At 73.5% G+C, this 25963-nt stretch carries 21 protein-coding genes; 14 read left to right on the top strand and 7 right to left on the bottom strand.

Features of this window, described 5'->3' with window-relative positions:
* Position 1 precedes the first annotated feature (1 nt).
* The 5 genes from ACIRRU_RS12335 to ACIRRU_RS12315 all read right to left on the bottom strand — a co-directional run bounded on the left by ACIRRU_RS12335 (position 2) and on the right by ACIRRU_RS12315 (position 6087).
* On the bottom strand, positions 2-1075 hold the full coding sequence (locus tag ACIRRU_RS12335; RefSeq protein ID WP_403679070.1) for an acyltransferase domain-containing protein: 1074 nt from the start codon (positions 1073-1075) through the stop codon (positions 2-4).
* Positions 1072-2874 carry a glycoside hydrolase family 20 zincin-like fold domain-containing protein gene (locus ACIRRU_RS12330; RefSeq protein WP_403679068.1) on the bottom strand — a complete coding sequence of 601 codons (1803 nt, stop codon included), beginning with the start codon at positions 2872-2874 and terminating at the stop codon, positions 1072-1074. The genes ACIRRU_RS12335 and ACIRRU_RS12330 overlap by 4 nt, the downstream gene beginning before the upstream one ends.
* Before the next feature lie 75 nt (positions 2875-2949).
* Entirely contained in the window at positions 2950-3930 is a 981-nt protein-coding gene (locus ACIRRU_RS12325; RefSeq protein WP_403679066.1) for a polysaccharide lyase, read from the bottom strand.
* A 67-nt stretch (positions 3931-3997) separates the two neighbouring features.
* Positions 3998-5053, bottom strand: coding sequence for a dihydrodipicolinate synthase family protein (locus ACIRRU_RS12320; protein ID WP_403679065.1), 1056 nt, complete (start codon positions 5051-5053; stop codon positions 3998-4000).
* A complete protein-coding gene (locus ACIRRU_RS12315; RefSeq protein ID WP_403679063.1) occupies positions 5053-6087 on the bottom strand; it encodes an NAD-dependent epimerase/dehydratase family protein in 1035 nt (344 codons plus the stop codon). The genes ACIRRU_RS12320 and ACIRRU_RS12315 overlap by 1 nt, the downstream gene beginning before the upstream one ends.
* 125 nt (positions 6088-6212) lie before the next feature.
* On the opposite strand from ACIRRU_RS12315, the gene ACIRRU_RS12310 reads away from it, so the two are divergent.
* From ACIRRU_RS12310 to ACIRRU_RS12265, 10 genes are all read left to right on the top strand, one after another.
* On the top strand, positions 6213-7349 hold the full coding sequence (locus ACIRRU_RS12310; RefSeq protein WP_403679062.1) for a GntR family transcriptional regulator: 1137 nt from the start codon (positions 6213-6215) through the stop codon (positions 7347-7349).
* A gap of 198 nt (positions 7350-7547) precedes the next feature.
* Positions 7548-8573, top strand: a complete 1026-nt coding sequence (locus tag ACIRRU_RS12305; protein ID WP_403679060.1) for a Gfo/Idh/MocA family protein — start codon at positions 7548-7550, stop codon at positions 8571-8573.
* On the top strand, positions 8570-9376 hold the full coding sequence (locus ACIRRU_RS12300) for a sugar phosphate isomerase/epimerase family protein (RefSeq protein WP_403679058.1): 807 nt from the start codon (positions 8570-8572) through the stop codon (positions 9374-9376). The genes ACIRRU_RS12305 and ACIRRU_RS12300 overlap by 4 nt, the downstream gene beginning before the upstream one ends.
* A gap of 197 nt (positions 9377-9573) precedes the next feature.
* Positions 9574-10890, top strand: coding sequence for an ABC transporter substrate-binding protein (locus ACIRRU_RS12295; protein WP_403679056.1), 1317 nt, complete (start codon positions 9574-9576; stop codon positions 10888-10890).
* Positions 10887-11861 carry a carbohydrate ABC transporter permease gene (locus tag ACIRRU_RS12290; RefSeq protein WP_403679055.1) on the top strand — a complete coding sequence of 325 codons (975 nt, stop codon included), beginning with the start codon at positions 10887-10889 and terminating at the stop codon, positions 11859-11861. The genes ACIRRU_RS12295 and ACIRRU_RS12290 overlap by 4 nt, the downstream gene beginning before the upstream one ends.
* Complete coding sequence (locus tag ACIRRU_RS12285; RefSeq protein WP_363201657.1) at positions 11858-12721, top strand: carbohydrate ABC transporter permease; 864 nt, start codon at positions 11858-11860, stop codon at positions 12719-12721. Before ACIRRU_RS12290 ends, ACIRRU_RS12285 begins: the two co-directional genes overlap by 4 nt.
* 94 nt (positions 12722-12815) lie before the next feature.
* Positions 12816-13445, top strand: a complete 630-nt coding sequence (locus ACIRRU_RS12280) for an alpha-ketoglutarate-dependent dioxygenase AlkB (protein ID WP_403679053.1) — start codon at positions 12816-12818, stop codon at positions 13443-13445.
* A 167-nt stretch (positions 13446-13612) separates the two neighbouring features.
* Positions 13613-14149, top strand: coding sequence for a hypothetical protein (locus tag ACIRRU_RS12275; RefSeq protein ID WP_363201659.1), 537 nt, complete (start codon positions 13613-13615; stop codon positions 14147-14149).
* 75 nt (positions 14150-14224) lie between these two features.
* Positions 14225-16453 carry a hypothetical protein gene (locus ACIRRU_RS12270; protein ID WP_403679051.1) on the top strand — a complete coding sequence of 743 codons (2229 nt, stop codon included), beginning with the start codon at positions 14225-14227 and terminating at the stop codon, positions 16451-16453.
* A 374-nt stretch (positions 16454-16827) separates the two neighbouring features.
* Complete coding sequence (locus tag ACIRRU_RS12265) at positions 16828-18378, top strand: sugar transferase (RefSeq protein WP_403679049.1); 1551 nt, start codon at positions 16828-16830, stop codon at positions 18376-18378.
* Between the two features lie 62 nt (positions 18379-18440).
* On the opposite strand, the gene ACIRRU_RS12260 is transcribed toward ACIRRU_RS12265, so the two are convergent.
* Positions 18441-19424, bottom strand: a complete 984-nt coding sequence (locus ACIRRU_RS12260) for a GDP-L-fucose synthase family protein (protein ID WP_403679048.1) — start codon at positions 19422-19424, stop codon at positions 18441-18443.
* A 115-nt stretch (positions 19425-19539) separates the two neighbouring features.
* Here ACIRRU_RS12260 and gmd point away from each other — a divergent pair, with 115 nt between their 5' ends.
* The 4 genes from gmd (at position 19540) to ACIRRU_RS12240 (ending at position 24778) form a co-directional block, all read left to right on the top strand.
* Positions 19540-20553 carry a GDP-mannose 4,6-dehydratase gene (gene gmd, locus ACIRRU_RS12255; RefSeq protein WP_403679046.1) on the top strand — a complete coding sequence of 338 codons (1014 nt, stop codon included), beginning with the start codon at positions 19540-19542 and terminating at the stop codon, positions 20551-20553.
* A 392-nt stretch (positions 20554-20945) separates the two neighbouring features.
* Positions 20946-23207 carry a LamG-like jellyroll fold domain-containing protein gene (locus tag ACIRRU_RS12250; protein ID WP_403679044.1) on the top strand — a complete coding sequence of 754 codons (2262 nt, stop codon included), beginning with the start codon at positions 20946-20948 and terminating at the stop codon, positions 23205-23207.
* A 3-nt stretch (positions 23208-23210) separates the two neighbouring features.
* Positions 23211-23942: a hypothetical protein gene (locus ACIRRU_RS12245; RefSeq protein WP_403679042.1), complete on the top strand. Its 732-nt coding sequence runs from the start codon at positions 23211-23213 to the stop codon at positions 23940-23942.
* Complete coding sequence (locus ACIRRU_RS12240; protein ID WP_403679040.1) at positions 23939-24778, top strand: glycosyltransferase family 2 protein; 840 nt, start codon at positions 23939-23941, stop codon at positions 24776-24778. Before ACIRRU_RS12245 ends, ACIRRU_RS12240 begins: the two co-directional genes overlap by 4 nt.
* A 12-nt stretch (positions 24779-24790) precedes the next feature.
* Here the strand turns inward: ACIRRU_RS12240 and ACIRRU_RS12235 are convergent, their stop codons facing one another.
* On the bottom strand, positions 24791-25954 hold the full coding sequence (locus tag ACIRRU_RS12235) for a glycosyltransferase (protein ID WP_403679038.1): 1164 nt from the start codon (positions 25952-25954) through the stop codon (positions 24791-24793).
* Between the last annotated feature and the right edge of the window lie 9 nt (positions 25955-25963).

Here is a 25963-nt window from a genome sequence, read left to right as displayed (position 1 = left end):
TTCAGCCTCCCGGTGTCACGGGCGGCAGGGGGAGCCACCCGTGGACCGAGCGCCAGTGGTGTCCGGACCGCAGGTGGTCCACGACGGCCCGGTGCAGTGTGGTGGACCGGGGCAGACGCTCCAGGTCGGCGGTGCCGGGCGGGGTGTGGAAGACGAACTCCAGGATGTCGTCGTCCCCGACGGGCCGGGCCCCGAAGGGGGTGAACCGCTGTTGGAAGCGGACGATGTTGGACTCCGGCGGCAGGTGGCTGGCCAGTTGGCGGTCCAGCAGCCACGAGGAGCAGGTGCCGTGGCGGACCGGCTCGTGGGGGAAGTGGCGGGCGAAGAAGCCGGGCGCGGCGCGCAGCGACTCCTCGCAGCGTTCCGGGGTGAACGGGCCGTCCGCGGGGATGTGCACGCCGAGGACCCGGTCGCCGTCGGCGGGCCCGTCCGGTCCGGGTGCTCCGCCGAGGGCCCGGGTGTCGAGGGTCAGGCGTTCGAACTGGAGGCGGCCCAGGCGGAAGAGCGTGCCCCGGAAGTGCCGGACCACCCAGCGCTGCCGGTCGAAGCCGCCCGTCCGGTGCGCCTTCCGGTAGGTGACCAGCTTCGCGCCGACGTCCGCGAAGGTCGCGGCGACGACCTCGGGCGGGACACCGAGCCGCCGTTGTCGTTCCAGCGCGGCCGGGAGGGCCAGCAGGCACAGGTGGACGTAGAAGTAGCGGCCCGCCTCGCCGAGGGCGGCGGGGGCGTCCGGCCAGTCGGCGCCGGTCGGCACCGGGGCCGTCGGCGCGGCGGAGACGTCCGGGGCGAACAGCGTGCGGTGGCAGCGGCGAAGGGCCCGCCACAGCTCCGGGTCGCGCTCCGGGTCCGGGAAGGTGGCCAGGACCCGGTCCCGGTCGGGGGCGGGGAGGTCAAGCAGCTCCGCGCGGTGGCGGAGTCCGTCGGCGGACGGGGGCTCGGGGGGAGCGTCGGGCGGTCCGGCGCGCAGCCCCTCGCCGCCCACCGGGCCGGCCTCGGCGGTGGGCCCGGCCCCCGCGCCCCCGTGCAGGGTGTCCAGCCATGTCCGGACCTCGGCCGCCGTCGTCGTACGGGTCATCGGGCGGCCGCCCGCAGGAGTTGGCGGCGCAGCGGCTCGATCCGGGCCAGGCTGTCGTCCACGCCGCCGGGGCCCGAGCGCAGCAGCCAGCACGCCCGTTGTTCGGCGAGCAGCGGGTCCAGGCGGCGCAGCAGGCGTCGGGCGGTGTCCGCGGGGATCGTGTCCGCCGCTCCCCCGGTGTCGGCGCGGGCCCGCAGCACGTCGACCGCGAATTCGGCCAGGGCGGTGGCGTGCAGCAACTCCCGTACGGTCGTGTCGCCGTCGGGGGCGGCGAGGTCCGCGTCCCGCAGGTCGCGGGCGCTTCGGGCGAGGGACCGGGCGACGGTGTCCAGGGCCTCGGGCGCGGGCAGGGCGGGGAGCGGCAGGGACGGGTCCTCGAACAGGGCGCGGGCCACGGCGGAGCCGTTCAGCATGGGGACGCCGAACAGCCGGTACACCCCGCCGAGGCGGACCAGGGCCGCTCCGGCGAGTCCCGCCGCGTCCAGCAGGACGTGGGTGTCGAGCGCGGCCGCGATGTCGAGGTCCCGGTTGGTCTCCAGGCACCAGCCCGCGCCGCCCCCGTAGAGCACCGGGGCGAAGGCGACGGACGGCGGGTCCCACGCCCCGTGGTCGCCCCAGGAGGTGAGGAGGTAGCCGGTCGCCCCGTGGGCGAGGCCCGCCTGTGCGGCGTCCGCCATGTTCTCCACGGCGTTGTCGAGGCGGCCGACGAGTCCGTTCCAGTTGGCCGCTCCGGGGGCCACCCAGTACGGCAGGCCCGCCCCGGCGAGCAGTTTGCCGTGGGCGGCGAACCCGTCGGCGAGGCGGGTCAGGTCGGTGCCCCGGCGCTGCCAGGCGGCCGCCTCCCCGTTGTCGGCGGCGACGGCCTCGGCGGTGTGCTGGGGGCTGTCGTACTGCCAGATCACCGGGATCGCACCGGGCGGCACCCGGTCCAGCAGTTCGGGGTGGTTGGCGAAGACGTCCGCCCAGAACTCCACGGTGTACCCGGCGTCCAGCCAGGGCCCGAGCAGGGCGGTGACGTAGTCGAAGTAGACCGTGCCGAGCCCGTCGGCGGCCGCCCGCTCCCGGGACCGTCCGGTGCCCAGCTCGAAGGGTTCGTCGGCGCCGATGTTGAGCCGCCGGGTGCGCACTCCGGCGGTGATCTCGGTGAGCAGCCGGTGGGCGAACTCGGCGTTCTCCGGGGTGGGGGCCAGGGTGCTGGGCGGGTGGTGGAGGCCGCCGCGCTCGAAGCCGTCCGGGTTCTCGGCGCGGGGAGCGTACGCCGGGTGGGCGAGGAAGCGCTCCATGTGGCCGAAGGTGTTCTGGTTGACGACCAGGTCGATCCCGGCGGCGGCGCAGCGGGCGTCGAGCCAGCGCAGGTCATCGGCCGTCAGCGGGGAGGCGTTCTGCCAGACCTCCTGGTGGTCGCGGAAGGCGTAGGTGTGCTCGGTGTACAGCTCGAACTGGTTGAACCGGGCGAGGGCCAGGAGTTCCACCCAGCGGGCGAGGGTGCGCCGGGTGGGTACCCGGTCGCGGCTGGTGTCGAGGAGGAAGCCGCGGCGTTCGAAGTCGGGGTGGTCGGTGATCTCGTAGCCGGTGGCGGGGAAGTCCGGGTCGGCGCGGAGCTGGTCCAGGGTCTGGAGGGCGTAGCGCAGTCCGGCCGGGTCCCGGTGCCGGATCGTGATGCCGTCGGGGCCGGTGCTGAGGCGGTAGCCCTGGGCGGGCAGTTCGGGGTCGGGGGTGGCGGTCACCGGGGCGTCGGCGGGGGCGCCGCCGGGGAAGGTCCGGAGGCCGCGGGGCGCGGGGTACGGCGTGACGGGCACGAAGCTCCTCGGGGAGGGTGGTGTGGAGGGTGCCGGGAGGCCCGCGTGGGCCTCCCGGCACGGGGTGCGGGCGGGTCAGCAGCCGTTGAGTTCGCAGATGTCCGAGCGGTTGGTGGACACCTTCACGTCGTCGACCCAGATGTAGCCGTCGGTGGTGGGGGCGAATTCGGGGGTGCCGCCGCCGGCGAAGCTGGCGAAGTACGCCTTGTCGATCTGGTCGCCGTTGGAGACGAACCGCAGTCCGGTCTTCTTGGCGGCCGACTGGCCGTTGTAGAAGACCTCGATCTCACCGTCGGGGTTGACGGTCGAGCCGGAGACGGTGTTGACCTTCAGGCGCTGCACGATGTTGACCCACTGGTTCTTGGGCCAGTTGATGTCCGTCCCGTTGCGCTGGAGGATGATGGCGTCGCCGTACTGGCTCTCGTGGTTCATGCTGTAGTAGTAGATCCCGGCCTTGCCGCTGCTCTTGTCCCAGATGGGGCGGGAGGTGAAGCCGTTGGTGCCGTCGCACGCCTGGCCGCCCGAGCAGGCCTTGCCGCCCGCGAGGCCGAGGCCGACCTTGCCCGCGTAGAGGCTGGTGCCCCAGCTGAAGTCGCTGCTGAACTTCACCCAGAACGACAGGTAGTACTCCCGGGCCTTCGGGAGGGCGAACGGTGCCAGGGCGCCGGAGTCGAGCGGGCCGATCTTGCCCTTGGGGTAGTGCACGCGCAGGGACTTGGAGCCGGTGTGGGCGGGGGTGCTGGTGTCCACGCGGGTGCGGTTCTGCCAGCCCTGCGGGGTGTACTTCGGGTCGAGGTTCCAGCCGTCCTGGGCCCACTGGTCGAGGGTGTACGGGCCTCCGGCGGCGGGCCGCTCGAAGCCGTTCGGCGGCAGGGAGGCCAGGGTGCGGGCCTCGTCGGTGCGGTCGGCCATGGCCTGGGGGGCCAGGGTGAGGGTGGCGAGTACGCCGGTGGCGGTGGCGACCAGGAGCAGCGCCCTGGTCCTGAGGCTCCGGCGGGGGGCCGGGGCGTGCGCGGCCTGTCGGGTCCGGCGGGTGCCGCGTGCTGTCAGCTTCATTCGTCCTCTTCTTCCGGTGGGCGGTCCGGCGGCGGACCGCGGGAGTGGGTGGGGGGCACCGGTGCGGTCAGCGGGGCAGTCGGCCGCTGACGAACGCGTCCTCCTCTCGCAGCCAGGGGTAGGCGGTGTGCACGCGGGCGATCTCCTCGGCCTGGCCGGGGGAGAGTCCTTCCGCGGGATCGAGGCACCAGGTGCCGGTGAGCAGGCCCTGGCGGCGCAGCACTTCGTGGACTCCGGCGATGCATCCGGCGAAGCCGCCGCGGACGTCGTAGACGGCCGCGTTGGCGTCGGTGTCCCCGGCGAGCCGGGCTTCGGCGCGGGCGCGGGCGGCGGGGTCGCCGTCGCGTGCGGCGTGCACGTCCGCGAGGAGCCGTACGGCGGAGCGGGTCCAGACCGCCCAGTGGCCGAGGAGCCCGCCGACGAAGTGCCGGACGGCGGGGCCGCGGGGGCCGGTGACGTGGTACGGGGTGAGGAGGTCGGTGACGATGGCGTCGTCGTTGCCGGTGTAGAGGGCGACCTCCTCGCCCCGGTCGGATTCGGCGGTGCCCTGGACGAGTTCCAGGGTGCGGTAGCGGTCGAACGGGGCGGCCTTGACGGCGACGGTGGACTCCTGGTCGGCCAGCCGCCGCCAGTAGGAGCGGGGCAGGTAGCGTCCGCCGACCGCCTCCTGGAGGTAGAAGCCGACCACGGGCAGGATCTCGCCGACGGCGGCGCTGCGGTCCAGCAGTGCGTCCAGGTCCGCTCCGGGCAGCCCGGCCGGGGAGACCAGGACGGCGTGGTAGCCCAGTTCCCGGGCGATACGGGCCTCGCGGACGGCTTGGTCCACCGGTCCGCAGACTCCGGCGATCCGTAGGAACGGCCGGTCGGGCGCGGCCTGTTCGGCCTCCTCGGCCGCGAGTCGCAGGACGTCCCGCAGCAGTCCGTGGTCGCGGACGGCGAACTGGGTGGTGTGGACGCCGACGGCGACGCCTCCGGCACCGGCCGCCGCGTAGTAGCGGGTCAGGGCGCGTTGCCGCTCCTCGTCCAGGGTGCGGTCGGCGTGGAGCGCCAGCGGGTGGGCGGGGATGACGGTGCCGCGGCGCAGCAGGGCGGCCAGGGGCGGGGCGAGGGGTGTGCCGGTCATCAGAACCGCCCGTCCCGGCGCTCGAACTTGGTTGGCTTGTCCCAGAGTTGGCCGCCCGCGCGCAGCCAGGCCGCCTGCATCTCGACGAGTTGTCCAAGGGTGCGGTCCGGGTAGCCGAACAGGGCGTGGCAGGCGGTGGCGTCGCTGAGGAGACTGGTGGCGGCCGGTTCGCCGGTGAACTCTGCCTTGACGTCGAGCAGTTCGGCGAGGCGCTGGGACAGGGTGCGGACGCCCGCGGTCTCGGGTCCGGTGAGGTTCAGCACGAAGGGGGCGCCGCCGGTGGCGTGGCCGATGGCGCGCAGGACGACCTCGTTGGCGTAGCGCTGCCAGACGACGTTGACCGCGCCGGTGTCCAGGGCGACCGGGCGCCCGGCGAGGAGGGTGCGGGCGAGGTCGGCGAGGACCCCGTAGCGCGGTTCGACCGCGTAGTTGAGGCGGATCAGGGCGACCGGGGTGCCCCGGGTGGCGGCGGCGTGGGTGAGGACGCGTTCGCGGCCGAGGCAGGTGAGGGCGTAGTCGCCCTCGGGGCGGGGCGGGTCGGTCTCCAGGGAGCCGCCGGTGACCGGGGCGGTCATGCCGTACACGTTGCCGGTGGACAGGGCGACGATCCGGGCCGCGGGCCAGCGCCGGGCGACGTGGTCCGGCAGGACGGTGTTGGTCATCCAGGCCTGTTCGGGGGCGCCCGCGGTGCCGAACTTCGCGCCCACCAGGTGGATCACCGCCCCGGCGTCGGGCAGCGCGGCCAGGGCGTCCGGGTCGGAGAGGTCGGCGGTGACCGTCTCGACGCCGTAAGCCGCGAGCTGGTCGCGGGCCTCGGTGTCCGTCCACCGGGACACCGCGAGCACCCGGCTGTCGGTGCGGCCCGCGGCGGTCAGCGCGCGGCGGGCCATGGCGGCGATGCCGGAGCCGGTCTTGCCGCCGGCGCCCAGGACGAGTACGTCGCCGGTCCAGGTCCGGGCCTCGTCCACCAGTCCGGGGCCGGGCCGGGCCAGTTCCTCCTGGAGTCCGGCGACTCCGGTCAGAAATGCCTTCATCGTTTCTCCTGTGCCACATATTCATTCCTTTAAAGGGAATGAATTCTTCGTCTTTTTACCGCCGTGGCCAGAAAAGCACCGCCAACCTGTTGACGCAAGAGAATGTTTGGCGCAATCTCTCGGTCATGAAGTCGGCAGAAGAGAAGGATTCATTCCTTCCGGGTCCCAAATACCTGCACGCCGCCGAGCGCCTCCGCCGGAACGTCGAGAACGGCCTGTGGGCGCCCGGCACCCAGCTGCCCGTCGAGCGGGAGCTGGCCGACACCCTGTCGGTCAGCATCAACACCGTGCGCCGGGCGGTCGGGGTGCTGGTCGCCGAGGGGGTGATCCAGCGCCGCCAGGGTGCGGGCACCTTCGTCTCGCCCGCCGCGGCGCCGGCCGGACCGGCGGTGACGCCGGGCGGGCGGCGGCTGGTCGGGGTGCTGGTGCCGTCGACGACGTACTACTACCCGCGGGTCGTGGACGGGGTCCAACGGGTGCTCCGGGACGCGGGGGTCGGCGTCGTCCTCGCCTCCTCCAAGTACGACCTGGCCGTGGAGCGCGACGAGTTGCAGGGGATGCGGGACAGCGGCGTGCAGGGGCTGCTGCTGGCGCCGAACCTGCACATGATGGCCGATCCGCAGGGTTACGCGGACGGGCTGCGGGAACTCCCGCTCCCGTACGTCCTGATGGAGCGCAGGCCCCCGGATCCGGCGCCGGACGACCCCACCTCCTACGTCGGCACCGACCACCACGGCGGGGTCTGCCTGGCCCTGCGGCACCTGCGCGGACTCGGGCACCGGCGGGTCGGGCACCTGGGCCGGGACCACACGGGCACCTCCGCGTTCGTCGCGCAGGGGTACGACGCCGCCGTGTCCCTGCTGGGCCTCGACCCGGTGGGGGCGGCCGTGGCCCGGCGGGACCTGTGGGACGCCGAGGGAATCGCCGCCTACGTCCGTGCCTGCGCCGCCGAGGGCGTCACCGCCGTCTTCTGCCACGGCGACCGGGACGCGGCGGCGCTGGTGGTCGAGGCCCGCCGCCAGGGCCTCTCGGTCCCCGGCGACCTAGCGGTCGTCGCCTATGACGACGAGGTCGCGGAGGTCGGGGACGTCCCGCTGACCGCGGTCTCCCCGCCCAAGTCGGAGGTGGGCGCCACCGCCGCCGAACTGCTGCTGCGCCGGATGACGGAAGGGGACGGCGCGCTCTGCCGACGGGTGGAGATCCTGCCCAGGCTGGTCGTCCGCGCCTCGTGCGGTGCGGCGCGGGCGGCGGCCACCCGCTGACCGGGGGTCCGTAACCCACCGCCCGCCGTCACCCGGCCACCACCGTCACCGCCTGCCCGCACCGGGCGGTGGCGTCCCTTCGCACACCCTTTTTCTCAGCATTCTTCGATCTATCAGACTCCTTTCCCTCCTTCTCACTTCTTGTCCCCTCCCACCCTTCACCCTTTCCGCTTCGCGTTCCATCGACAGGAGAGACACATGAGCAGTGCTCCGGCCCCGGGCCGGTTCCGGATCGGCGTCATCGGCGCGGGCAGCGTCGGCGCCGCCCACGTCGCGGCGGCCAAGGACGCGGCGGGGTACGCGATCGCCGCGGTCTGCGACACCCGCCGGGACGCGGCCCAGTCCCTGGCGCCCCCCGGGGTGCCGGTGTTCACCGACCACCGGGCGATGTTCGCGGCGGGCCGGCTGGACGCGGTCATCGTGGCGTCCCCGCATTTCCTGCACGCGCCGATGGTCGCCGACGCCGCCGAAGCCGGGCTCCACGTGCTGGTGGAGAAGCCCATGGCGACCACCGTCGAGGACTGCACGCGGATGACGGAGGCCTGCCGACGCGCCGGGACCCTCCTCGCCGTCGCCCACGTCATCCACTTCGACCCGCTCGCCGGGACGGCCCGGCGCATGATCGCCTCCGGCGAGCTGGGCCGCCCGGTCCTGATCACCCACCGGCGCTCGGCGCACTACGACCCGGGATCCCGGCCCCCGTGGTTCTTCGACCGGGAACTGGCCGGCGGCGGCATCGTCCTGAACGTCGGGACGCACGGCCTCGACCGCATCCAGTGGCTGACCGGCTCCCCGGTCCGCACGGTCAGCGGGACCGTGCGGGGCCGGGACGGCATGGAGGTGGAGACCGACGCCCTCGCGCTGGTGGAACTGGCCGACGGCACCGGCGCCGCGCTCTCCCTCACCAGCCGGGGCGCGCCGTACTTCGACGAGACCGAGATCGCCCTGGACCGGGCCACCCTGCGGCTCTCCGCCACCGAGGGGCTCCACCTGCTCCGCGACGGCCGCTCCGAGCAGCTGATGCCGCCCGCCCAGGACCGCCAGCAGGTGGCGTTGCGCGCCCAGTTGGACGGTTTCGTCGCGGCCGCCCGGGGGGATCTGGACGCCCCGTACGTGGACGCGGCCTACGGGCGGTCCGTGGTCGCCGCCGCGCTGGCCGTCTACCGCTCGGCGGCCACGGGCTCCACCCGCGTCGAACTCCTCCCGGACGGGGCGCTGGTGTGAACGGCCGCGCCTTCAGCACCCTCGGCTGCCCCGGCTCCGACCTGGACGAGGTGATCAGCCTCGCGCGGTCCGGTCCCTGCGATGGGGTCGAACTGCGCTGCACGGAAGGCCAGTTGGTCTATCCGCAGATGTCCGACGCCGAAGCCGACGCGGTCGCCGCGCGGCTCGCGCGGGCCGGTCTTGAGCCGGTGTGCCTGGCCTCCTACGTCCAGGTCGCCGCAGACCGCCCGGGGGTGGCGGAGGAGCTGGCCGGACATCTGCGGCTGGCCGCGCGGCTCGGCGCGCCCGCCGTCCGGGTCTTCGGCGGCGGTGCGGAGCGCCCCGAGGGCCGCCGCGAACGGGCCGTTCGCCGGCTCGCCGAAGCCGCCCCGCTCGCGGCCCGGTCGGGGGTCGCGCTGCTGCTGGAGACCCACGACGAGTTCCTCACCGGCGCCGAGGTCGCCGGGGTGCTCGCGGCCGTCGGCTCCCCGGCGGTCGGCGCGGTCTGGGACGCGGTCAACCCGTGGCGCGCCGGGGAGCCGCCCGCGCTCACGGCCGCCGTCCTCGGGCCCTGGGTCCGGCACGTCCAGCTGAAGGACGTGGCCTCCCCGGCCGACCTGCGCCCGGTGCTGCCCGGGGAGGGCGTCCTCCCGGTGGCCGACGTCCTCGCCGAGCTGCGGCGCATGGAGTACCGGGGCTGGGTCTCCCTGGAGTGGGAGCGGGCCTGGTACCCGGACGTCCCCGCCCTGGACACCGCCCTGGACGCCTTCCACCGCGTACTGGACGCCCTGGCCGGGCCACCGCCGCCACCCCCGGCGCCCTGACCCGCCCGTCCCCTGCCCCCACAGCCCCGTGACCGAGCCCACGACCCCACGAGCCCACGGCCTCACGGCCCCTTGGCCCCGCGCCCCCTGCCGCCGCCGTTCCCCGGCACACCACGGCTTCCCCGCCCCCTTCCGGAAGAGGTTCACCATGATCCGCCCGTCCCTCCCCTCCCCCGCCCCGCGCCCAGGAGGCTGTCATGACTAGCCGTACGCCCGGCCGGCGCGGTGTCCTCGCCGCCGGGGCGATGGCCGCCCTGGCCGCGACCGGGGCGACCGGCTGCGCCCGGCGGTCCGGCGGCGGGGGCGACCCCGACGGCCCGCTGACCCTCTGGTCCGCGCTGCGCGGCACCGACACCCTGGTCGCCGAGTGGAACGCCACCCACCCCGAGGACCCCGTGGAGTTCTCGCCGATGACCTCCGGGCTCGCGGGAGGCAACGCCAAGCTGGCGAACGCCTCCCGGGCGGGCAACGCCCCCGACATCGTCAGCATCGTCGACGCCGACCTCCCCTCGTTCGCCATCGACGGGGTCTGCGCCGACGTCACCGACCTGGTCACCCCCGCCCTGCGCACCCAACTGGGCCCGCAGGCCTGGACGAACGGGCGGCTGGACGGCCGGGTCTACGGCATCCCGCTCGACCTCGGGCCGATGCTGTTCGCCTACCGCGCCGACATCCTGGAGTCGCACCGCATCGAGACCCCCACCACCTGGGAGGAGTTCCAGGAGGCGGCCCGCCAGCTCAGGCGGCAGTCCGGGATCAGCCTCGGCACCTTCCACCCCAACGCCTACAACGTGCTGGCCGGGCACACCATGCAGAGCGGCGGTCAGTGGTTCGCCATCGACGGCGACAGCTGGGCGGTCGACTTCCTGGACGAGCCCACCCGCAGGGTCGCGGACTACTGGCAGCGGCTGATCGACGACGACGTCCTGCTGGTCGCCCCGGGCAGCAGCCAGGAGTGGCTGTCCGCCCTGGCCCGGGGCAAGGTCGCCGGGCACATCGTCGGCCCCTGGGGACTGGCCGCCCTCGCCTCCTCCGTCCCCGGAACGGCCGGGCGCTGGCGGGTGGCGCCGCTCCCGCAGTGGGACCCGGCCCAGCCCGTTCTCGGCACCGACGGCGTCTCCCTGCACGCCATCACCCGTGACAGCCCCCGCAAGGAGCGCGCCATGCGGTTCCTGGAGTGGATGTGCACCACGCCGGAGGCCATCGCCGCCCGGCTCTCCAGCGGCCGCTCCAGCCTCTTCCCCGCCTCGCGGAACCAGGTGGAGGCCGCCTCCCGGCAGTTCAAGACCGACTTCTACGACGGCCAGGACCTCTACGCGCTGGTCACCGGCCAGGCCCGCCTGCTGCGCACCGGCTGGACCTGGGGCCCGCGGATGCAGGCGACGGCGACCTCCCTGCACAACGGCCTCGCGCGGCTCTCCTACGGCACGAGGATCACCGAAGCCCTGCGCACCGCGCAGGCCGAAACCCTGCCCGACATGCGCAGCCTGGGCCTGAAGGTGAGGCAGACATGAGCACGAGCACCGTCGCACCGGAGCGGACGCGCGCCGCGACCGGGCGGGCCTCCTCCGCGACCCGCTCCCGGGGTCCCCGCCGCCAGGCCGTGGCGGTCCTGCTGGGACCGTTCACGCTGCTGCTGTTCGGGGTCTTTTTGATCCCGGTGCTGTACGCGGTCGGACTCAGCTTCTACGCCGAGTCCCACAGCGGCCTCGGCTTCGGCAACGCCCGGACCACCTTCGTGGGACTGCGCAACTATCTGGCCGTGCTGTCGGACCCCAGCTTCGTCCGGGGCGTGGGCACCACCCTGCTGTACGCGCTCGTCTTCATCCCGCTGGTGCTGGCCGGGGCGCTCCTGCTGGCGCTGCTGTTCGACTCGGGTCTGATCCGGGCCCGCCAGCTGAGCCAGACCGCCCTGTTCGTACCGCACGCGGTCCCCGGCATCATCGCCACCGTCATCTGGCTCTACCTCTACACCCCGGGCATCTCGCCGGTCCTGGACGTCCTGGCCAAGGGCGATGTGACCATCGACTTCCTCGGGCTGCGGATGCTGATCCCGTCGCTGGTGAACATCGCGCTGTGGAGCGGCCTCGGCTACACCGCCGTGATCTTCTTCGCCGCCCTGCGGGCCGTCCCCCGCGAGCTCATCGAGGCCGCGCAGGTCGACGGGGCGGGCGCGGTGCGCACCGCGCTCACCGTCAAGGTCCCGCTGATCCGGGGGACGCTGACCACCGTCGCCATCTTCACCACCATCGGTGCGCTCCAGCTGTTCACCGAACCGATGCTGCTGAGCCGGGCCACCCCGCTGGTCGGTCCGCGCTACACGCCGAACATGTACATCTTCGACGCGGCCTTCACCCGCAACAACTACGGGCTGGCCTCGGCCGCCTCGGTCCTGCTGCTGGTCGTGTGCTGCGCCCTGTCCTACGCGGTCACCCGCGGCACGGCCCGCGGCGGACGCGCCGCCTCCCGGAAGGCACGCTCATGACCTCCCCCGCCGCCCCTCTCTCCTCCGTCCGCCCCTACGGCCGGATCGTCGTCAACGCCGTGGTCGGACTGAGCGTGCTGTACGCGCTGCTCCCCCTGGTGTGGCTGCTGCTGGCCTCCACGGTGGACTCCGAGGCGCTGTTCGCGTCCGACTTCTTCGACCTGTCGAACTTCGCGCTGGTGGACAACGTGCGGGCGCTGCTGGCGCAGGACGACGGCGCGTATCTGACCTGGTACCGCAACAGCCTGCTGTACGCGGTGGGCGGGGCGGCGGTGGGGGCGCTGATCAGCACGGCCGCCGGATACGTCTTCGACAAGTTCGAGTTCACCGGCAAGCGGCCGCTGTTCGCGCTGATCCTGATCTCGGTGATGGTCCCGGCCACCGTGATCGCCCTGCCGCTGTATCTGCTCGCCTCCGACCTGGGGCTGGCGAACACGGTGTGGTCGGTGCTGATCCCGCTGCTGTTCAACCCGTTCGGGGTGTATCTGGCGCGGATGTTCTCCGCGTCCTACGTTCCCGACGAGGTGCTGGAGGCGGCGCGGGTCGACGGGGCGAACGAGCTGCGCAGCTTCTTCTCGGTGGGGCTGCGGATGCTGGCCCCCGGGTACGTGACGATCTTCCTGTTCCAGCTGACCGCGATCTGGAACAACTTCTTCCTGCCGCTGGTGATGCTCAACGACACCGAGCTGTATCCGCTGAGCCTCGGCCTGTACAGCTGGAACTCCACCGCCCCGATCAACCCGGACTACTACCCGCTGATGGTGATCGGGTCGCTGCTGGCCCTGCTCCCGCTCGTGGTGGCCTTCCTGCTGCTCCAGCGCTTCTGGCGGTCCGGGCTCACCGCGGGCAGCGTGAAGTGACGCCCGATCCTCCCGGGGGCCCGGCCGGCCTCCCGCTCGCGCCGCCCCCGGGCCACTATTCGCACACACAATCGAATGGCGCTACGCTGCCTTCATGGCCGTACACCTGCAAAGTTCGCTTTTCGACCAGGAGACCGAGGTCGGCACCCGCTCCCTGAGCGGGCTGCGGAGGACCGATCTGGGCCACGGGGCCTGGATCGACGTGCTGCCGCAATGGCTCCACGGCGCGGACACGCTGTTCGAGACGCTGGTGCGCGACGTGGCCTGGCGGGCCGAGCAGCGCGTCATGTACGAGCGCGTGGTGGCGGTCCCCCGGTTGCAGGCCTTCTTCGGCCGCCGCGACCCGCTGCCCCATCCGGCCCTGGAGGCCGCCCGCGCCGAGCTGGGCGACCACTACGCGGCCGAGCTGGGTGAGCCGTTCACGACGGCGGGACTGTGCCTCTACCGCGACGGCAGGGACGGGGTCGCCTGGCACGGGGACACCCAGGGCCGGGGAAGCTCCGAGGACACCATGGTCGCGATCCTCTCGCTCGGAGCACCCCGCCACCTCGCGCTGCGTCCGCGCCGCCCGGGTCCCGCCCCCGTCCGCAGGCCGCTCGGGCACGGCGATCTGATCGTCATGGGCGGCAGTTGTCAGCGCTCCTGGGAGCACGCGGTCCCCAAGACCGCGCGGGGCGTCGGACCCCGCGTCAGCGTGCAGTTCCGGCCCGCCGGGGTGCGCTGACCCCGGCGGGCGCGGCCGACCCGCCCCCATCCGGCCCGAGGAGCGGTCATACCGGCCTGCCCGTCGGCTTGTTGACAAGGCAGAGGAGTTCGACTTAGGTGTGCCTTACCTAAGTCGACTGGGTGTCCGTGGTTCTGGTTACCGATGCCGAGAAAGGTGCTCATCAGATGAGTGCTGTCCCCTCCACCCGTACCGTCGCCCGTGCGGGCGTCGCCGCCTTCGCCGCCGCCGCGATGGCCGTGACCCTCGCCTCCCCGGCCGCCGCCGCGACCGGCACCCGCACGATCACCGACGGGGGCACCACCTACAACCTGTCGCTCACCGCCCCCGACACCGCGGCCGCCGCGGGCGCCAACATCACGGTCAGCGGCAGCGGTTACAACACCGGCCAGGGCGTCTACGTGAGCCTGTGCGTGGTGGACGGGGCGCAGGGCGCCAACAAGCCGTCGCCGTGTCTCGGCGGCCAGGACCAGTCCGGCACCACCGGCGCCTCGCACTGGGTGTCGAGCCAGGGCGGCGGCCTCCCCAACACCTCGGCCTTCGGCGCGGGCGGCACCTTCAGCGTCCGGATACACGTCAAGGCCGACCTGGGCGGCGGCAACGTCTGCGGCGACACCGTCGAGTGCGCCATCGTGACCCGCGCCGACCACACCGACACCAACGACCGCAAGTACGACGTCCACGCCCCGATCGATTTCGTGTAACACCCCAGCCCATCGCGCCCGGCCCCGGAGGTTCGCTCCGGGGCCGGGCTCCCCGCGTTGTTGACGAGGAATCACATGACACCCACACCGGACGCCCCGCCGAACGGCCGCCGCGGCAGACCGGCGCGGCTGGCCGGCGGGGCCGCCGTCGCCGCCCTGCTGCTCGCGGCGGTCCCCGCGGGCACGGCCGTCAGCGCCGACGCCGGCACCCCGAGGACCGCCACCGGCCCGCAGGGGCAGAAGCTCACCGTCTCGGCCACCACCGGACTCGACCCGGCCGCCCAGAAGATCCGCGTCACCGGCGAGGGGTACGGCCTGACCGCGGGCATCTACGTCGCCCTGTGCAAGGACAACGGCGAGAACCGGGTCCCCTCCCCCTGCCTCGGTGGCGCGGACATGAGCGGCGGCTCCCGGACCTCGCGGTGGATCGTGCCCCCGGGCGACCCGTACGAGGGCGACCTCGCCCAGGCCTTCGGGCCGGGCGGCGCCTTCGACGTGGAGATCGAGATCAAGGCGAAGGGCGACGGTCTGGACTGCGCCGAGATGCCCTGCTCGGTGGTCACCCGCGCCGACCACCGCTCCAGCGGCGACCGTACGCAGGACGTGCGGATACCCGTCACCTTCGCGGGCCAGGAGCCCGGCGGAGGGGGCGAGGGCGTCGACGTGCCGCCCGGCACCGTCTCCTACCGGGCGGCCGCGGACTTCACCTCGGCGGGCAAGCCGCTGGACCTGCTGCTGCACCCCGACGCGAAGAAGCTGTACGTCGGCGCCGACAACCTGCCCGACACGGCGGACGTCGACGAGCGCGGACTGTACGTGCTGGATCCGGACGACGGGAAGGCCGAGAGCTGGATCAGCCGGGCCCCCGGCCCCACCGGGGAGCCGCGCGCCTCGGCAGCGGCCCGGATCTCCGGCCCGCTGCCCGGTGACGGCGTCGTCTACTCCTACCCGCTGCGGGGCGTCGGGAGCGCCAGGACGGGCGACACCTCCGCCTCGGGCGTCTGGCTCGCCGGGGCCACCATCACGGACATCGCCCCCGGGACGGCCCCGGACACGGTCCTGGTCGCCCAGGGCGCGAAGCTCTCCGAGATCGAGCGGACGACCGGCACGGCCACCCGGACCCTCACCCTGCCGGGCGGCACCCAGTTCGCCGCCGACCCCGCGCGCGGGACCCTGTGGTTCAGCGACTTCACGGCCGGGAAGCTGCACCGGGTCGACCTCGCGTCCTTCACCGTCACCGGCTCCTTCGACCTCCCCGGCGCGAACGGCGTCGCCGGGTTCACCGAGACCGACCCGGCCACCGGCGCGGTCTGGGTCGGTCTCGACCGGTCGGTGCTGGTCCTCGACGCCTCGGGCGCCCTGGTGAAGACGCTCGTCGGCAAGGATCTGGCCCGGGACGCCGCCTTCGACGCGGAGAGCGGGCGGGCCTTCGTCGTCTGGCAGGACGGCGGGGACCTCTCCGACCCGGCCAACGACAACAACGGCACACTGAGCGTGTACGACAGCGCGGAGCACACCGTGGCCGCGCAGGAGCTGTCGCTGCCCGGCAACCAGAGCCAGCTCGGCGCGGCCGCGCTCGCCGTCGCCCCGGGCGGCGCGACGGTCTACGTGACCAGCCCCGCCGAGGGGAAGATCACCAAACTGGTCCGGCAGGTCTCGCCCCTGGTGACCCAGGCACCCGCCGACCGCGCGGCCCGTGACGGGGAGGAGGTGTCGCTCACCGCCCGCGCGGAGGGCGCCCCGGAGCCCTCGGTCCGCTGGCAGGTCAGTACGGACGGCGCGCGGACCTGGCAGGACGTCGAGGGCGCGGCGGAGCCGGTGTTCACGTTCACGGCCAGGACCGCCCAGGACGGCCATCGCTACCGCGCCGAGTTCCGCAACGACGCGGGCACCACGCGTACCGCCCCCGTGACGCTCACCGTCGCCGCGGCCACCGGAGGCGGGGACGCGGGCGGCGGGGACACCGGCGGGAGCACCGGCGACACCTCTGGAGGCGCCACCGGCACGGGTGGTGACAGCACGTCAGGCTCTGGCAGCACGAGTGGCGGCGACGGCGGTACGCAGTCCGGCGGCGCAGACGCGGGCGGGTCCACCACCGGCGGCACGACGGGCGGCTCCGGCTCCGGCGGCACGGTCGGGGGCGGCACGGTCGGCGGGGGCGGTACGTCGGCCGCCTCCGGCGGAGGCAGCCTGGCCGCGACGGGTGTCACTGTGATGTCCGCGACTCTCGCGGCGGCGGGCCTGGTGGGGGCAGGACTGCTGGTCCACCGGCGCGCGAGGAGGCGCGCGACCGGCGCGCTCTGACCCCGAACCGCATCTTCCCGCCACTCCGGAGGCGTCGGGGGTAGCGAACCCCCTGGCCGGGAACACCTCCGGCCAGGGGGTTCGCACCTGCGCCGGGGTACGCACCGGAGTGAACGCCTCCGACCCCGCCGGGCGCGCGCGGACCGGCGGGGCGCCTGCGTGCCCGACGCACCGTCAGCTTCCTTACTGCTTCCGGAGTATCGGACGGTTCCCGCGGATCAAGGGCCCGGAAAGCAGACCGTCTGAACTTCACGGGAACTCCAGCGAAATGCCACGTGTGTGGATATCGTGCACCGAGCGAGGGCGCATCCGTCTGTCCACTGGATCGACGGATGCGTCCCGTTTGTAGGGGTGCGACTGTGACTGGGGGGTTCATGGGGCATGTCGAAATACCGGAGACGGGCATATCCGGGCCGGTGGGGCTCAGGGGCGCGCCACGCCCCCGCACCGCCGCCGCCCGGAGTCGCACGGCGGCCCTGGAGCAGCTGTGGCGGGCCCCGACGGCACAGCGCGACCCGGCGGGGCGGACGACCGACCGCCGCACGCCGGGGCACGGCACGGCGCTCGCCGCACTGACCGACCTGGTGGGCCTGACCGGACCCGCCTGGCTGCTGCTGCGGGCGGGTGATCAGCCCCGTCCGCTGGTGACCGCCACCCTGGCGGGGCTGGTGTGGGCCGGACTGCGCGGGGCGCGCGGCCGCTACGCCGAGCCGCCGCGGACCGCGCCGGGGGGCGCGGCGGGCGCCGTCGGCGACTGGCTGCTGCTCGTCGGGGTGCTGGCCGTGCTGCACACGGCGGCGGGCAGCCCGGTGGACCCGGCCGCGGCCGTCGTGGCCGTCGCGCCGGGGCTGCTGGTCGCGACCGCCGCGGTGGGGCTGCGGCAGTGGCCGCGCTCCGCACGGCGGGCCCGGAGGACCCGCAGGGTGCTGCTGGTCGGCGAGGCGGCGGGCCTGGACCGGGCGGCCGAGCAGCTCAACTCCCGTACGGACCACGGCTATCAGCTGGTGGCCGCCATTCCGGTGGGTGCGGGGACGTTGCGCCACGACGGGGTGCACGTCCCGGGGCGCCTCGCGTCCCTCCCGGCGGACGACGACGTGACCACGGTCCTCGGCGGGGTGTACGCGCACGAGGCGGACCTGGTGCTGGTGGCTCCCGGGCCGCGGCTCACGGGTGACCGCCTGCGCCGGGTCGGCTGGGGGCTGCACGACCGGGGCGTCGCCCTGTGCGTGCTCTCCGAGCTCTCCGGGGTGGCGGCGGAGCGGGTGCGGCCGGACACCGTGGCCGGGCTGACCCTGCTGCACGTCGCCCCGCCGCTGCGCGGTGGCGCGCAGGCCGCCGCCAAGGCGGCGCTGGACCGGGCGGGGGCGCTGTTCGGGCTGGTGTTCCTGACCCCGTTGTTCCTGGCCGTGGCGCTGGGCGTCCGGCTGTCCTCACCGGGCCCGGTCTTCCACCGGCAGATCAGGCAGGGGCGGCACAACCGGCCCTTCACCATGTGGAAGTTCCGCACGATGGTGGCGGACGCGGAGCACCGCAAGGCGCGGCTCGCCGCGGCCAACGAGGCCGACGGCCCGCTCTTCAAGATCCGGGGCGACCCCCGGGTGACCCGGATCGGCCGGGCGCTGCGGCGCACGTCCGTCGACGAACTCCCCCAGCTGCTCAATGTGCTGCTCGGGCACATGTCCCTGGTGGGCCCGCGCCCGCCGCTGCCCGAGGAGGCCTCGCGCTACGACGAGCGGGAGCACCGCAGGCTCGCCGTGAAGCCGGGGCTGACCGGGCTGTGGCAGGTCAGCGGGCGGTCGGACCTGTCCTGGCAGGAGACCGTCTCGCTGGACCTGTGGTACGTGGACAACTGGTCGGTGGCCACGGACATGGGGCTCCTCGCCCGTACGGTGCGCGCCGTCACCGACGGCCGCGGGGCGTACTGAGGGCGGTGGGCGCAGGGATGCGAGGAGCCCCGGCGCGCCATGGTGCGCGCGGCGACGAACGGTCAGATCGAGGGCGGCAGTTGACCGAGCCACCAGGCGTAGGTGCGGGCGATGCCGTCGCGCAGCGGGATGCGCGGGGTGAAGCCGAGGGAGGTCAGGCGGGTCACGTCGAGCAGCTTGCGCGGGGTCCCGTCGGGCTTCGAGACGTCCCAGCCGATCCTGCCCTGATAGCCCGTCACCTCTGCGATGATCTCGGCGAGTTCGCGGATGGTGAGGTCCTCCCCGCAGCCGATGTTGACGGGTTCGTCGCCGTCGTAGGCCTCCAGCAGGCGTACGCAGGCGGCGGCGAGGTCGTCGACGTGGAGGAATTCGCGGCGCGGGGAGCCGGAACCCCACAGGGTCACCTCGCTCGCCCCGTCCCGCTGCGCCTCGTGGAAGCGGCGGATCAGTGCGGGCAGGACGTGCGAGGTCTCCAGGTCGAAGTTGTCGCCGGGGCCGTAGAGATTGGTGGGCATGGCGCTGATGTAGGAGACGCCGTACTGCCGCCGGTAGGACTGGGTCTGGACGATTCCGGCGATCTTGGCCAGGGCGTACGCCTCGTTGGTGGGCTCCAGCTCACCGGTGAGCAGCGACTCCTCACGGATCGGCTGGGGCGCGAGCCGGGGGTAGATGCACGAGGAGCCGAGGAAGAGCAGCCGTCGTGTCCCGGCGGCGTGCGCACCGGCGATCACGCTCAGCTGGATGCGCAGGTTGTCCTCCAGGAACTGCACCGGGTAGGTGCTGTTGGCCATGATCCCGCCGACCTTGGCGGCGGCCAGCACCACCGCGTCCGGACGGATCTCCCGCAGATACGTCTCGGTCCGCGCGGCGTCGCGCAGGTCGAGGAGGTCACGGTCACGGGTGAGCACCTGGTGGCCGTCGTCGGCGAGGCGGCGGGCCACCGCCGAACCGACCAGCCCCCGGTGTCCCGCGACGAATACGCGGGAGCCGGGGCGTAGCAGGGGGCGGTCGGATTCCCGTGGAGGGACGGGGAGTTCGCTCGTCATGGCTCGGATTGTGCCAGCAGCAAGGGACTGCGGTGATGTTTTGCCGCAGAACGCTCGAATTCCGATATGTCGGTGGACGATACGCCGCGCAGGCGATCGCAGAGAAGGGGGAACCGTGGCGAAGACCGCGCTCATCACCGGGGTGACCGGCCAGGACGGCTCGTATCTCGCCGAGTTGTTGCTCGGCAAGGGATACACGGTGCACGGGCTGATACGCCGCTCCTCAAGCTTCAACACCGAGCGCATCGACCACATCTACCAGGGCCCCGAGGAACCGGAGCGCTCCTTCGTGCTGCACCACGCGGACCTGTCCGACGGGGTCGCGCTGGTGAACCTGTTGCGTGACATCCAGCCCGACGAGGTCTACAACCTGGGCGCGCAGTCCCATGTGCGGGTCTCCTTCGACGCCCCGCTGTACACCGGTGACGTCACCGGGCTCGGCACCGTCCGGCTCCTGGAGGCGGTGCGGGCCAGCGGGGTCCGGACGCGGATCTACCAGGCCTCGTCCTCGGAGATGTTCGGCGCCAGCCCGCCGCCGCAGAACGAGAAGACCCCCTTCCACCCGCGCAGCCCGTACAGCGTGGCGAAGGTCTACTCGTACTGGGCGACGGTCAACTACCGCGAGGCGTATGGCATGTTCGCGGTGAACGGGATCCTGTTCAACCACGAGTCGCCGCGCCGGGGCGAGACCTTCGTGACCCGGAAGATCACCCGGGGCGTCGCCCGGATCAGGGCCGGGCTCCAGGACCGGCTGCACCTGGGCAACCTGGACGCGGTCCGGGACTGGGGCTACGCCCCGGAGTACGTGGACGCCATGTGGCGGATGCTCCAGTGCGACGCCCCCGACGACTACGTGGTCGCCACCGGCGAGGGCGTCAGCGTCCGGCAGTTCCTGGAGTTCGCCTTCGAGCACGCGGGGCTCGACTGGACCGAGCACGTCCGCTACGACCCGAAGTACGAACGGCCCAGCGAGGTCGACGCGTTGATCGGCGACGCCTCCAAGGCCGAGGAGCGGCTGGGCTGGAAGCCCGAGGTCAGGTCGCGGGAGCTGGCCCGGATCATGGTGGACGCGGACATCCGCCTGCTGGGGGACCAGCTGTCCGGGGCCGCCGTCCGGGTGGACCGATGAGGGCCCCGGGCCGCCCCGGACGCCCGGCGTCCACCGGCCCCCGGGTGACGGGCGGACCGGCCCGCCGCCCCGTGCGCCCGCTCCCGGACCCGCCCGCGGGTCCCACGGACGGCGACCGCGGGGTGCCGGTGACCGGCGCCCGCGGCGGGCCCGCCGTCCCTCACGACTCCCGGCCGGCGCTCAACGCGTCCGGGCCGGGCGGCACCACCGGCGCAACCGCCGTCTCCACCGATCACGCGGTGGAGCTCATCGCGCCGGCACCGGGCGGGGCCCTCGGCTCCGCCTCCTCACTCGCCCCCGGCGGCGACCGGACACCCCGTCCGCGCCGCAGACCGGGCGAGGCAGCATCCGCGGCCCCCGGGCCGCAGCTCGAATCTCACCTTCGGAGCTGAATGATGAACGGAAGTACGGGGCCAGGGAGCGGGGGGCGCGGCCGTGTGCGGGCCGCCACCGCCGCTCTCGGCCTGCTGGCCGGAGCCCTGTCCGCGACCGCGGTGGGGGCATCCCCGGCGGCGGCGCTGACACCACCGGTCGCGATCACCGCGGACGACCTCACCACCTGGCAGACCAACGGGATCGTCTGGGCGATGGCCGCGGGCGACGGCGTCGTCTACGCGGGCGGCACCTTCTCCACCCTGCGGCCCCCCTCGGCCGCGCCCGGCACCGGCGAACAGCCCGCGGTGAACTTCGCCGCCTTCGACGCGGCGACCGGGGCTCCCACCGACTGCTCCCTGTCGTTCACGGTCTCGTCGGGGACCGCCACCGTCCGGTCCCTGGCGCTGTCCCCGGACGGGGACACCCTGTACGCGGGCGGCCAGTTCGGCGCGGTCAACGGCGTCGGGGTGAGCAACATCGCGGCCATCGACACCAGGACCTGCACGGTCCGCACCAGCTTCAAGACCGGCGTCTCGGCGACCGTACGGGCGCTCGCCGTCACCGACGACACGGTGTATCTGGGCGGCGACTTCACCACCGTCGGCGGGCAGCCCCGCGGCCACTTCGCCGCGGTCTCCCGGGCGAACGCCTCGCTGCTGCCGTTCACCGCCGACGCGGACGAGGTGGGCCGGGCCGTCGAGCTGACCCCGGACGGCCGGAACGTGCTGCTGGGCGGGGACTTCTTCCGGATCAACGGCACCAGCACCCACGCCCTGGCCGTGGTGAACCCCACCACCGGGCAGCTCACCACGTCCTACCCGGGGTTCATCCACGACAACTCCACGGTGCAGGACATCACCACGGACGCGAGCGGCTTCTACACCGCCAACGAGGGCACCGGCGGCGGGGTGTTCGACGGGCGCATCGCCCTGGACCTCAGCGACTTCCAGCAGCGCTGGCGGGACACCTGCCTGGGTGCGACCCAGGCGGTCGCGGTGTACTCCGGGGTGCTGTACAGCGGCAGCCACGCGCACGACTGCGCCAGCATGGGGGCCTTCCCGGACCAGCCGCGCAAGCATCTGCTGGCCCAGTCGGTCGACGACCCGAAGCTGCTGCCGTGGTTCCCGGACACCAACGACGGCATCGGTGAGCCGGTCGGACCCCGCGTGATGACCCAGACGGGCAGCGGCGGGCGCCACTACCTGTGGGTGGGCGGGGAGTTCACCACGGTCAACAGCAGACCCCAGCAGGGTCTGACCCGGTTCGCGGACGGGCCGGACACCGGGGCGCCCTGGGTGCCCAACGTCAGCCTGTCGACGCTGACCCCGGGACGGATCGACGTGAACTGGCAGACCAGCTTCGACACCGACGACGGTGAGCTGACCTACCGGATCTACAAGGACGGCTCCTCCACCCCGGTCCACACCACGACCGGTTACTCGGTCTTCTGGGACCGGCCGCAACTGACCTGGACGGACACCGACGTCGCCCCGGGCGAGACGCACTCCTACCGGATCACCGCGAGCGACGGCGTCAACACCAGCGCCAAGTCCCCCGCCCAGTCGGCCACCGTGGCGAGCACCACCGAGGCGTACCCCGCGCGGGTCAGGGCCGACGGGGCGAGTCTCTACTGGCGCTACGACGAGGGGACCTCCACCTTCGCGCACGACAGCAGCCGCAACCTCAACAACGGCTTCATGCGCAACGGCCCCGCCTACCGGCAGACCCCGGCGGCGGTCTCCGGGCCCTCGACGGCCATCGGGCTCAACGGCACCGACGAGTACGTCTACAGCAACCGCCAGCACCCGCAGCCGGCCCGGTTCACCATCGAGACCTGGATCAGGACCACCACCACCCGGGGCGGGAAGATCGTCGGCTTCGGCAATCTCACCCAGCAGAACAGCACCCGGCACGACAAGCACATCTACCTGCGCAACGACGGGCGGCTGGTCTTCGGCGTGCAGAGCGGCGGGGCCCGTACCATCGCCACCCCGGGGGCGTACAACGACGGTCAGTGGCACCACGTCGTCGCCACCCAGGGCCCTCTGGGGCAGGGCATGGCGCTGTACGTGGACGGGCAGCTGCGCGCCTCCAACATCCTGGTCTCCGGCAACGAGAGCCAGCCGGGCTACTGGCGGGTCGGCGGGGACAATCTGGCCGGCTGGCCGAACCGTCCGACCAGCAACTTCTTCGAGGGCCGGATCGACGAGACGGCCGTCTACCCGACCGCGCTGAGCGCTTCGCAGATCAGCGCGCACTACGCCCTGAGGAACGGCTGACCGATGAGAAACCCGTTCCTGGCCTGCGCCGCCGTCGTCCTGACGGCGGCGGCGCTGGCCGCCTGCGGCTCCTCCGCGGACGGGACGAACCCGCGGGCCGCGGGCGCCGAGCGCCCCGCGGCCTCCGGGCCCGCCGCCCCCGGTCCGAACGCCGCCACGGCCACCCCGCCCGCCACCCCTGCGGCCGGGGAGCCGGTGGACGCCGGTCCGGCCGGTACCTCCGACGCAGCCGACGGCCCGAGGACCCCCGCCGACGAGATCACCCCGGCGACGGGCACGTTCACCCGGAAGCAGAAGGAGTATCTGAAGGACCGGGTACCCCGGGGCATGGACCCGGCCGCCGTGCTCCAGACCGGTCAGGAGACCTGCGACAAGCTGCGCTACCTCGTCAGGGCCGACCGGGACACCGCGGTCGGCGCGATCGTGACCGGCGAGATCCCGGACGCGGCGGACGCGGTCGCCGGGCTCTGCACCCAGCACCAGGACCTCGTCGACGAGGCGGCGTACGGCTACCCGGACGGCAAGCACTCCGGCGAGCGGCTGAGGCCGGGCACCTACCGCTCGGCCTCCCCCACCACGGACTGCTCCTGGCAGATCACCGGGGCCGGGGGCAAGGAGCTGGCGCAGGGCTCCTCCACCACCGGGAAGTCCCGCACGATCACCGTCCCCGCCTCCGCCCGGACGTTCACCTCCACAGGCTGCTACGCCTGGCTGCCCGAAGGAGCCAAGGGATGACCGCAGGTGCCGAGCGGCTGCCGATAGCCGTGGCGATCCCCACGAAGAACGAGGGCCTGAACATCGCGGAGGCGGTGCGATCGGTGCTCGGCCACTTCGAGGCGGTCGTGGTGGTGGACTCCCACAGCACCGACGACACCGCGAAGATCGCCGAGGAGTGCGGGGCCGAGGTGGTCTCCTACACCTGGGACGGGGGCCATCCCCGCAAGAAGCAGTGGTGCCTGGAGAACGTCCGTACCGACCTGGACTGGATCCTGCTGCTCGACGGCGACGAGCGGCTCAGCCCCGGCCTGCTGGCCGAACTGCGCGAGACCTTCCGGGACCCGGCGGCGCCGAAGCCCGCCGCCTACGACATCCCGCTCGGCTACTGGTTCTCCGGGAAGCGGCTGCGGCACGGATACACCATCCGTAAAAGGTCGTTGACCGACCGGACCCGCTGCCGCTACCCGGAGGTCGGGGACCTGGACGCGCCGGGGATCGGGGAGGTGGAGGGGCACTACCAGCCGGTCGCGGCGAGCGTGGGGGCCCTCACCCACCCCATCGAGCACCAGGATCTCGACCCGGTCACCGCCTGGTTCGAGCGGCACAACCGCTACTCGGACTGGGAGGCGTGGCTGGAGCACCACCCCGAGGTGAAGGAGCAGGTGCGTCAGGTCAAGTCGCGCCAGGGGCAGTTGTTCCACAAGGCGCCGTTCAAGCCGGTGGTGTCCTTCGCGTACATGTACCTCTACCGGCGGGGCTTCCTGGACGGCCGGGCGGGCTTCGACTTCGCCCTGGCCATGAGCTTCTACCGCTGGCAGATCGCGCTCAAGTCACGGGAGAAGCCCCCGCGGTGACCGGTGCGGCGCTCATCCGCGCCTCCGGCGGACCACGTCCTCGTAGGTCCGCCGGAGGGTGGCGGTGACGGCCTCGATCGTGAACTGCTCGTTGACCAGCTCCCAGGCGGCCTTGCCCGCCTGCTCGGCGGCCTCCGGCTCCAGCAGCTCCAGGATCGCGTCGGCGACCTTGCGGGCGTTGGACGCGTCCTCGCCGACCCGGCTGTCGATGACCCGGCCCGAACCGGCCGCCGCCACGTCGGGGGCCTGCCCGCAGGTGCGGGTGATGACGACCGGGGTGCCGACGGACATCGCCTCCAGCACGGAGACCGGGAACGGCTCCTCGATCGCGGGCAGCACGTACACATCGGCCTCGCGGTCGGCGGCCAGCACCTCGTCGTGCTCCAGGGGCCCCACATGGTCCAGCGCGGCGGCCACCCCCAGCTCGCGGGCCAGGGCGAGGGTGCCGGCCAGCGCCCCGGTGTCCGGACCGGCCAGGACGAAGCGGGCGTCCGGGTGGCGGGCGAGGACGTGCGGCATCGCGGCGACGAAGTCCTCAGGCCGCTTGCGCTCCTGGATCCGGGCCAGGTACAGCACGGTGGGCGGGCGGCCGGGTTCGCGGGCGGGCTTGCGCTCCTGCGGGCGGACCCCGTTGACCAGCCGTACGGTGCGGGTGAGCGGGACGGGCGCGGCCACGGCGTTCACGTCGAGCCGCTCCATCTCGGTCAGATGCAGCACGGCGTCGGCCTGGCGCAGCACCCTGCGCACCCCGAGGACGTCGGTGAGCTGGGCGGCCTTCTTCTCGGTGGGGTCGATCATCCCGTGGGTCTGGACGACCAGGGGCGTCCGGGTGGCGAGCGCGAGGAGCGCGGCGGGCAGGGTCACCAGATCGCGCATCAGATGGACGTGGACGAGGTCGGCGCCGCGCATCATGCGGTGCGCGGTGCGCAGGAGGGCGGCGGAGGTGATCCCGCTGACCTCGAACACCGGGAGCAGGTGCCGGGCCTGGAAGAGATGGACCGGAACTCCCTCGACCCGGCGAGGCAGTTGGCCGCCGGGGAAGCCGTCACCGAGCGCCATGACCCGCGCGTCGTCTCCATGGGCCCGCTGGACCTTCGAGAGGTTGAACGCCACCCGGGTCGGTCCGCCGAACGCGTGGTCCGGAGTGTGGAGTGTGACAACGTGCAGGATTTTCACCAGAGTTCC

The organism is Streptomyces sp. NPDC101181 (assembly GCF_044767975.1).
Lineage (GTDB): Bacteria > Actinomycetota > Actinomycetes > Streptomycetales > Streptomycetaceae > Streptomyces.
The sequence above is the reverse complement of the archived record's forward strand: the minus strand, read 5'-3'. Positions and strand labels throughout refer to the sequence as shown.